Raw genomic sequence first — 9,057 nt, 5'->3', positions numbered from 1 at the left:
CGTCACCCGTGCTCGTCTCGGACGCCTCGTCCGCCAAGGCTTCCTCACCCAACCCGGACGAGGCCGCTACCAGAAACGGACTTAACGTCCACTCAGGAGGTGCCTTCGACACTGGCCAGCACACTCGATGCCTTGTACTCACACTCACCTTGCATACCGGCTGGATGCTCCGGAGAAGGGCTCAGCCAACGGCGTCGCGCAGCAGATCCCGCAGTTTCAGTGCCGCCGGTAGCGGGACGGCAGGCAGCGCCACATGTACGGTCCGGCGCAGGGCCGGGTCGGTGAGGCTGCGCAGGACGAGTTCGTCGGGGACCGCCCAGGCGGCCAGCGAGGGGACCAGCGCCACCCCCAGCCCGGCGGCCACGTAGCCGAACTTCCCGGACCACTCCGCGATCCGGATGATCTTCCTGGGGGTGAAGGCCGCCCTGGCGAAGGCGTCGGCGAGCATCGTGGGACGGTCACCGTAGGCGTTCTGGAGCCAGGCTTCGTCGCGCAGTTCACGCAGGTCGATCGTCCCGGCTCCGGCCAGGCGGTGCCCCCGTGGGAGAGCGACGAACAACTCGTCCTCGCACAACGCGGTCGTCGTGACGCCGTCGGCCGACGGCAGACCGGACGGGTAGTCGCTGACGATGGCGAGGTCCAGCACCCCGTCCGAGAGGCGCGCCATCAGCGTGTCGGTCGGGCCTTCGACCGCGACGACCTCGACATCCGGCCTGGCGTCCTGGAGTGTCCGCAGGGCGGTGGGCACCAGCGAGATGTTGGCGGTGGCGAACGCGCCGATGTGCAGCAGCCCGCCGTGGCCCGCGTGCAGCACGGCCAGTTCCCGCTCCGCCCGCGACAGCCGGTCGAGCACCTCCATGGCGTGCCGATGCAGGGAACGGCCTGCGGGATTCAGCCGTACGCCCCGAGGGAGCCGTTCCAACAGCGGCCCACCCGCCCGCTGTTCCAGAGCGGCGATCCGCCGGGACACCGCGGACTGCGTGTAGTTGAGCCGGGCCGCCGCCTTCGTGAACGATCCGGTCTCGGCCACGGCCACGAGCAGCCGCAGCGCGTCGGTGTCGAACACGTTCCTCCCTCCTGCGAGGTCCTCCCCTCCGGCCCTCACCATCTTGCGCCAATGCATTCCTCAGGTGCATGGATGCTATGCAATCCAGTCGCTGGTGGAATGCCATGCCCCGCCCTAACGTCGTTCGCGCGGCGGTGCTTCGAGGGGGACAAGCGCCGCCGCTCTCCAATGGCCCGCGAAATCCGAGGGAGAAGTGTGTGGGTGCGAAAGGGAGTTGGGACGGGGTAGGACCGATGACCCGCGGGGCCCCGCTCGCGTTGCCGGCGATGCTGGCCGACCTGGAGGACCTCGTACTGTGCGAGTCCTTCTCGGCGGACCACGCGGCAGTGGCGCGCAGCGCCGAGGTGGTCGGTGCCCTGGGAGCCAGGCTGTTGGGGGCCGGGCCGGAGGTGATCGTGATCGATGGTGTGACCCATCTGCGGTGGCGCTTCGGCACTCCGCGGATCCTGCTGGTGGGACACCACGACACGGTGTGGTCCATGGGCTCTCTTCAGAACCACCCCTGGTCGGTGACCGACGGGATCGCTCGCGGCCCCGGGGTCCTGGACATGAAGGCGGGCCTGGTGCAGATGTTCCACGCGCTGGCCTCCCTGCCCTCCCCGGAGGGGGTGTGCGTTGTGGTCAACGGGGACGAGGAAGTCGGCTCCGCGACCTCCCGGCAGCTGATCGAGGAATCCGTGCGGGGGTGCGCGGCCGCCTTGGTGCTGGAGGCCTCCGCCGACGAGGAAGGCGCGCTCAAGACCGCCCGCAAGGGCACGTCACGGTACGAGGTCGTCGTGCACGGCCGTGCCGCACACGCGGGCTCGGAACCGCACAAGGGGGTCAACGCCGCTGTCGAGGCCGCCCACCAGGTCCTGGCCGTCGCCGACCTCGCAGGCTCAATGGGTGCCATCGGAGCCCCCTGCCCCGCCCTGGGGGTGGCGACCGTCACGCCCACCCTGCTGACGGCCGGTACCACGCTCAACACCGTGCCCGGACTGGCGAAGGTGTCGGTGGATGTGCGCGTGCCGACCCTGGCGGCGCAGGACCGGATAGACCAGTTCATGCGGGGGCTCGTCGCCCGGCTGCCCGGAGCCCGACTGGAGGTACTGGGCGGCACGAGAAGGCCGCCGATGGAACCGGAGTCCTCCGCCGAACTGTTCGCCCTCGCCTCCCGAATCGCCGCGGAATTGGGCCAGGAACCGCTGCGGGGGATCGCCGTCGGCGGCGCATCGGACGGCAACTACACCGCGGCGGCGGGCTGTCCGACGCTGGACGGCCTGGGCGCCGTGGGCGGTGGCGCGCACGCGGACACCGAGTACGTCGAGATCGCCCAGATGGTCCCCCGCACTCGTCTGCTCGCTCGACTCATTGACCACGTGACCAGCTGAAGCGGCCTTGACAAGTGCCGCTCCGAAACGAAACCGAGGCCCCTGTATGAACGTGCCGGGTTCCCCGTCCCCTGAAATCGCCCAACTGGCTTCCCGTAGAGGCTTCGGCCGACTCGAGCACACCTTCCTGCCGAGGAAGGAGGTCAACGTGCGGGAGAAGTACCGGGGACTGTTCATCGCCGCTTCCCTGACCGGCATCGCCGGCCTGGCGACGGGAGGCATCCTGTTGTGGGTCTACATAAGCTGGTGGGTGGGGTGGTACCCCCTGTTCTTCTCCGCGCTGAGCATAGGTGCCCTGCTCAACAGCCCCAACTTCCGGAAGAAGCTCGGCAGTCAGCGCCTGTACCTCTTCGAGAGGGGTCTGCTCGTGGACAGGGGCGCCGGGCAGTTGTTCGCGGTTCGCTGGGACCAGGCGGTCCATTACCAGGAAACCGTCCAGGAAGTGATCATCTACAAGGGTACGAAGACCCCTTTCAACACCACGCACACCTCCACCCTGGTAGCGCCCAACGGCACCAGAGCGGAGATCTCGTCCCGCTTCACCGACTTCGAGACCTGGCTGCCCCTGATCTCCGAGGCCATCGCCCGCGCCCAGGCCCAAAAGGTGTGGGAGGCGGTCCGTGCAGGTCACAAGATGAGCCACGGCCCGTTCAGCGTGGACGCCACCGGTATCTCCACCGAACGCGAAGGGGTCCTGCCCTGGTCGGCCGTCGCGACGATCGATGTCGGCGGGGGCTTCGTGGCCGTCCGGCAGCACGGACAGCCCAAGGCCTGGGCGCTCGCCAAGGTCGAGACCGTGCCGAACCTCCTCGTCTTCCTGACCGTCGCCTCGAACCTCTACGGGTGACACGCACCCTCACGCGGGAACGGCTGGGCGAAGACCGCCGTAACCACCTGGTCGAAGCCGACGCAGAGCAGGCGCGCAGCTCAAGCCGTGACTCGTAGCCGGCATGCTCGCGCATCGTGGAGGACCAGTACGTGCCCGAGTAGTGCTTCTGGCCGTGCTGCCAGCGGAACGTCCAACCGCTTGACGCCGATCCGGCGGACGGCCACAGGGATCTGATAGCGGTGATCGAGGTGAGGGGGCCGGTGTTGGTGAGGTCCAGGGCCCGCTCCAGGCCGGGGAAGATTCCGGTGGGTTGGGCACGGAGACGGTTGACGGTACGGGTGCGGTCGGCGACCAGGCGCATGCGACGGCCGGTGAGGATCTTGAGATCGATGAGGTGTCGTCACCGGTGCGTAAGGGGTTCAGGTCCCGGCGGACGCGGACCTGGTCTGCGAAGGCGGCATCCTTGGCGTCGGTCTTGCCCTCGCCGCGGTGGCTCGGAGGCGCGGTGAATGGCACGGCCGGAGATGTAGTGGAGCGGCTGGTCGTGGTTGACCAGGAGCGCGATGGCCAGGGCGGCCTCGCCGTCGGCCAGGTCGATACCCCAGGTCACTTCGTCCCCCAGGGCCAGGTCATCGGCGTGGAGTTCGAGCAGTTCGGGTTCGTCGTTGGCGACGCGTCGCGACAGCCGCCGGCGGCCGCTCTCGTCGATCGCGACGCAGTCAGTGATGGCGGGCTTTGCCTGCGTCGATGCCGGCGCAGATCGCCGCCATGTGGTGCCTCGGTGCGGTGGTGTTGCTGGTGCCTCCCATGGACGACCTCGCTTCGACTCCCTACGGAGCGATCATTCGCAATTCATGATTGGCAGCCGAGTCGTCTTGGGGCACCCGGCGGCCAATCGACGAAAGCCACGAGCGGCAGAAGCGTGAAAGCCACACCCGACGCCCCTGGGTGGGAGCACCCATACGGAGGGCTCGCCCTGTCCCGGTGAGAAACGTAGGGAAGTTTGATCACGCGTGGTCAGAGGGTGGACCCGGGGTCGAAGCGTGGCCCTCGACGCCAGGCGGCGCATGGACAGGCCGGGCAGGTAGGCCACCTCGCATCCGCCGGCGCGGGCCACGGCCACCCCCGAGGTCCCCACGGACGCGGGCTGGTCGACCACGACTTTCCCCTGGCGGGCCCAGGCGTGCGAACAGCTCCCGCAGCTGGGCTCGCCGTAGGGCAGCGGCTTGTCGAAGACCGTACAGCCGTCGGCCAGCGGCGCCGTGCCGTGATGGGCGGACCTGCCCACTTCCAGGGCCCAGAACACATCGACCGATGTGAAGTCGTTGCTCGGCCCGTCAAGGACCGGGGCAACGAGTCATACCGGCTCCGAAGGGAATGGGCAGCGGCGACGGCCCACACGGAGTACGCGGCGTCCAGCGACTCCTGCGTGCCGGCCACCATGCAGGCGAAGCCTGTGCCCCGCCAACCGGCACACCACGTCATTCCGAAGGAATGCGAAACTCGAATTCAGGACGGTCCCACGGCACGGCGGGCGGGTTCGCCCACGCGGTCCCGGTCCGCACCGCACCCACGCGGTGATAGAAGTCCTCGGCGGGTAGATGCGACACGACCTTGAGACGGTCGATCCCAGCGGCACGGGCCTCGGACTGCATGTGCGCCACGAGCTGCCGCCCAATACCCCGTCCTTGCGCTTCGTCGGCGACGAACAGCAGATCGAGCTCCGGTGGCGCGAGGATGAGCGAGTAGAACCCGAGGACCCGGCCTCCGTCCTCGTCGTCGCCGACGGCCACAAAGGCGCGGTGGGCCTCGATGTAATCAGGGCCGACCCGGTAGCCCGCGACTGCGGCCGCGTATTTGCCCTCGTAGGCGCCTGAGCCACGCACAAGCCGCGTGAGCCGTTTGGCATCCCGCGCGACGGCCCTCCGTATCGTGACCGGCTGACTGACCGGGGAAGTGCGTGATCTCATCGGGAGAGTATTTCGCACCGGCGAGTGCCCGCCTGCGGCGGGTCGGCTGCTCGGGCAGACGTTCCTGCACCGCTCCCGGGAATCAGCAGCCCAGGCCCCGATCGACCACGTCACTGCCGCCGCAGGGGCGACCCGCCAGCAGCAACTAGCAGCCGAGGATCTGAGCGGTCCATTCGACCAGGCGGCCAGCAAAGCCCTGGTCCGCCCAGAACTCATGGATCCGCGGGTGGTCGAGCCGGGCCCGCAAGAGCGGTCGGCGGGCGGCGTCGCGGTCCTGGACGCTCGCGGCAACCACGTGGACCGTAATGAGCAGGCCTAGGGTGTCGGTGACCAGGAACCGCTTGCGACCCTTGGCCTTCTGGCCGGCGTCGAAGCCCCTGGTTGTGGCGGGGACGGTGTCAGCGGTGCGGATGGACCGCGAGTCGATCGGGCAGGTACTCGGCTCGGTATTGCGGCCGTCAGCCTCGCGCACCCTGTCCCTCAGTGCGTCGTGGACGCGCTCGAGGGTGCCGTCGTCGTGCCACCAGGTGAAGTACCAGTACACCGTTTGCCAGGGCGGCAGCAAGTCCTGCGGTAGCTGCCACCAGGCGCACCTGGTCCGCACCACGTACCGTCGATCAGCTCCGCCGCGTCCACACCAGCGGACGGCCCGGCTTGAAGCCCTGCGGTAACAACGGTTCCAGCCGGGCTCACTGGCTCTTCCTCAGATCGTCACGCCTCACGAAGCGTGATCATCCACGATCAAGATCCACTATCGCGGCAGATCTTGCCGTGCGATGAGCACAAAGAGGACAAAGAGGCGAAGTGCCGAACCGCGTGGCCGGCGCGTCGCCCCTCGTCGATCGACCGAGCTGTCAGTCGACCGGATAGAACTGCGCGTACCAGCGGCGCAGCGCTTTGATGCCCTTCTCGTGCGGAAGCAGGACGGGATGCGCCTGATAGATCTTGTGGTCCCAGATCCCGACCTCCTTGCGCACCTCGTCCAAAGCCGCCATGCGGAAGACGAGCTTGGCCAGGGGGGTCAGAAACGGCAGCCAGGCCGGTTTGCGGATGTAGTACAGCATCCGCAGTTCGCTGGTGCGGTCGTCCACGGGAGTACTGAGTGCGACGGCGGTCACCGACAGTACGGGGCCGTGGGTACGCACCACCATGACGCCGGGCCCGTACATGAACGCGTCGAAGGTGTTGTCGATGACCCGGCCCAGGACGCGGCGGGAAATGCGGCCGCGCGCCTCGGCGAACGGGCCGTCCGCCCGCCAGTCCTGGACAGGGGGTTCACTCTGGCCGTGGATGAAGTGGAAGTGGGACTCGTCGACGATGTTCTCGCGCATCTCCTGGATGTGGACGCGAGCCCGGCAGGTGTCGTCGATGGGCGCGGCGAATTCTTTCGATCCTGTCTCGGGTATCTCCGGCACCTCCCACGACGGCTCGCCCGGCCCGGCGTGGACGAACACGAGCCCGCTGTGCTCACGGACCGGGAACCCGTCGAGGGAGACCTTGGGAGTGCGCACCGCGAACGGAGCCTCCACGCACCGGCCGTCGACACCGAACCGCCACCCGTGGAACGGGCACTCCACCGTGCCGTCCACGACCCTCCCGCCCGCGCCGAGATGCGCGCCGTAGTGCGGGCAGTACGCGTCCCGTACAGCTGCCCGGCCGTCGGCTCCCCGGAAGGCGATGAGCGCCCGCCCGAAGTAGTGCAGGCTGACGACCTTGCCCGGCCGCAGTTCGCGGCTGCGCAGCACCGCGTACCAGCCGTACGGCATGGTCGGCATCGGATACTGGTCGGCCCGGGGATCGCGTGGCAGAGCGGCTAAGTTGTCATGACTGCGACGTGATGGCATGCGCAGATGCTAGGGCCTGCCCGACAGTTCTCGTCGTCGCCCAGAGGGCAGCGAGAGAGATACGGGGCTTTCGCAACACGCTCGCCCGCGCCAGGTGCTCGACCTGTCCAGGGCTGGGCCGAGGCCAAGGAACTGGGCAGCGAACACATGACACTCTGTCATGTGCACCATGGTGGTGCGGCGCACCCCGATGCTGCCGCCCTCGCCGCGTACTCGTGAACGGCCGCGTACGACCCCGCGAAGCCGACCGCGTCGTCCTCTCAGAAGCAAACGGGACAGATCTGAAACGAGTGCCGCTGCGGTTGGCCCGCTACGGTGTGCCGCTCGCCCGGTTCAGGACGTGGTGCTGGTGCCACGTCACGCAGTGACCAGCCCACTCACGCGGTGTCCCTCAGCGCCGTTCGAAGTTGCCCGGCAGCTGCGCAATGGCGCCTGATCAACTCAACCGGCATCGGCAACGGAGTTGACTTGCCGGATGACAGCGGCCTCGATCTGTCCCGGTTCGAAGGCCGCAGCCGCCACACGGAGTTCAGGGTTGAGGGCGTTCCAGACCTCGTCCACGAATTCGTCCCTGTCACCAGCCGCAGTCCGGGCTTCGATGAAGGGAGCACCGGTGACGATCTCGCGACCGTCTGAAACATAGGTCGTCATGAGCACACAGTCACCCGGTTCCAGTTCCGTCACCGCAACCGTCAGCCGATTACTCGCGGACCGCCCACTCAAGCTACGGCGAGCTGCACCGAACCAAGCTGTTCCAGGCCCGCCCAGGCCAACGACCACACTGATGCGGGGAGTGAAAATCGGCGGGTCCGGCTCATAGTCCAGCTGATCCAGGGCCGCCGTCGGCAAAGCCCCGTCAGTGAGGCGCTCCGCGATAGTCGCCACTTGCTCGCCGTTGCCGAAGACAAGCCAGTCCGTCCCTTCGCGAGCGGCGGAATAGTACCGAAGGGCGTCCTGTTCCGCTGGGCCAGTGGGCGCGACAGTGAGTTCCCCTTTACGGCGGAGCAGAACTCTGGAACGTGAAGCAGGACTGCGGCCGGTGAGGAAGTACCCCCCGCACAGGGCGCCGCTACCCGTCCGAGCCCACAGAACGCCTCGGCCTGGATACGGGTTCCCCTCAAGGACTTGCTGCAGGTACTCCATGATGATCCGCGCATCCTTCGCTTCCGGGGCCAGCTCGCTTCCCGACACTACGCGGCACACAGACGCCTGCTGGTCACGCTGCCGCGAGGTCCAAACCGGCACGCGTCCATTCAACATCAAGCTGGGTGACATCAGAACCGACTTACATTGATCAAGAAAACAGTCGCCGAGTGACTCCCGGACTCACGTCGAAACCACGGCCACGACGAGTGACACAGCCAGCCCCACCAAACCGAGGAGGCGAGAAGCCGATGTCGCTTGATCCAGCTCGCCCTGAGCGGATCGGCGCCTTGACGTCGAAGGACGTGGCACAGCGCAGCGTGGCGTAGAACAGCCACCCCATCAGCACCGCCCACACGATCAGGAACAAGTACCGCGCCATGGCGGGCAGATCGTCCGCCGACAGCACCACCGCCAGCACCCTGAGAGTGCCCACCCCGACCACCGCCAGGAACGCCCGCTTGCGGTGCGGCGCCATCCGGTACACCCGTGGTCTCACGTCGCCCCTCAACGAGTGCCCTCTCCGCCTGGTCCGCCCCGCCCTCAGGAGCACCATGGTCTTCCGTCAACTGGCGTGTATCGAGGGCCTGTCGTCCACTTGCCGTGCTGTACGGTGCCGTTGCCCGCGCCCGGCAGGTGGTGGCGGGCCGCCTCTGCGGCACACCCCTCAGCACGTGTGCTGCTCGGCTCGCCGGATCGTGAACTGAGTTCCTGGACGTGTGTCAACGGCCATGTCGTTCGGCTCATCCAAGATTCTCGTGAAGCCGGTCGATGCTTCTGTGCGCTCGTGACGCTCCGTCACTCGTCGATGGATGCTCGGGGCGTGTGAGGATCT

The 9,057-nt window shown here is 67.8% G+C and carries 8 protein-coding genes and 1 pseudogene; 2 read left to right on the top strand and 7 right to left on the bottom strand.

What is annotated here, in order from left to right:
- Positions 1-181 precede the first annotated feature (181 nt).
- Positions 182-1,066, bottom strand: a complete 885-nt coding sequence (locus ACWD3I_RS48835; RefSeq protein WP_365413442.1) for a LysR family transcriptional regulator — start codon at positions 1,064-1,066, stop codon at positions 182-184.
- 266 nt (positions 1,067-1,332) lie between these two features.
- Between ACWD3I_RS48835 and ACWD3I_RS48830 the strand changes: the two genes are divergently transcribed.
- On the top strand, positions 1,333-2,436 hold the full coding sequence (locus ACWD3I_RS48830; protein ID WP_451084455.1) for a M20 family metallopeptidase: 1,104 nt from the start codon (positions 1,333-1,335) through the stop codon (positions 2,434-2,436).
- A 148-nt stretch (positions 2,437-2,584) separates the two neighbouring features.
- Positions 2,585-3,283, top strand: coding sequence for a DUF6585 family protein (locus ACWD3I_RS48825; protein ID WP_365413446.1), 699 nt, complete (start codon positions 2,585-2,587; stop codon positions 3,281-3,283).
- Positions 3,284-3,435: 152 nt separating this feature from the next.
- On the opposite strand, the pseudogene ACWD3I_RS48820 reads toward ACWD3I_RS48825, so the two are convergent.
- The 6 genes and pseudogenes from ACWD3I_RS48820 to ACWD3I_RS48795 form a co-directional block, all read right to left on the bottom strand.
- A pseudogene (locus tag ACWD3I_RS48820) lies at positions 3,436-4,035 on the bottom strand (IS110 family transposase); the annotation flags it as partial.
- A 711-nt stretch (positions 4,036-4,746) separates the two neighbouring features.
- Positions 4,747-5,235 (bottom strand): GNAT family N-acetyltransferase, encoded by a 489-nt coding sequence (locus tag ACWD3I_RS48815; RefSeq protein WP_365413448.1) that lies wholly within the window; start codon positions 5,233-5,235, stop codon positions 4,747-4,749.
- Between the two features lie 145 nt (positions 5,236-5,380).
- Positions 5,381-5,842: a transposase gene (locus tag ACWD3I_RS48810; protein WP_365413450.1), complete on the bottom strand. Its 462-nt coding sequence runs from the start codon at positions 5,840-5,842 to the stop codon at positions 5,381-5,383.
- 247 nt (positions 5,843-6,089) lie between these two features.
- Positions 6,090-7,010 carry a Rieske 2Fe-2S domain-containing protein gene (locus ACWD3I_RS48805; protein ID WP_365413452.1) on the bottom strand — a complete coding sequence of 307 codons (921 nt, stop codon included), beginning with the start codon at positions 7,008-7,010 and terminating at the stop codon, positions 6,090-6,092.
- A gap of 510 nt (positions 7,011-7,520) precedes the next feature.
- Positions 7,521-8,222 carry an IMP cyclohydrolase gene (locus tag ACWD3I_RS48800; protein WP_451084454.1) on the bottom strand — a complete coding sequence of 234 codons (702 nt, stop codon included), beginning with the start codon at positions 8,220-8,222 and terminating at the stop codon, positions 7,521-7,523.
- A 151-nt stretch (positions 8,223-8,373) separates the two neighbouring features.
- Positions 8,374-8,700 carry a hypothetical protein gene (locus ACWD3I_RS48795; RefSeq protein ID WP_365413456.1) on the bottom strand — a complete coding sequence of 109 codons (327 nt, stop codon included), beginning with the start codon at positions 8,698-8,700 and terminating at the stop codon, positions 8,374-8,376.
- Positions 8,701-9,057 lie beyond the last annotated feature (357 nt).

The sequence above is a fragment of the Streptomyces sp. NPDC002817 genome (genome assembly GCF_053592055.1).
This window is presented reverse-complemented; position numbering and strand designations above follow the sequence as displayed.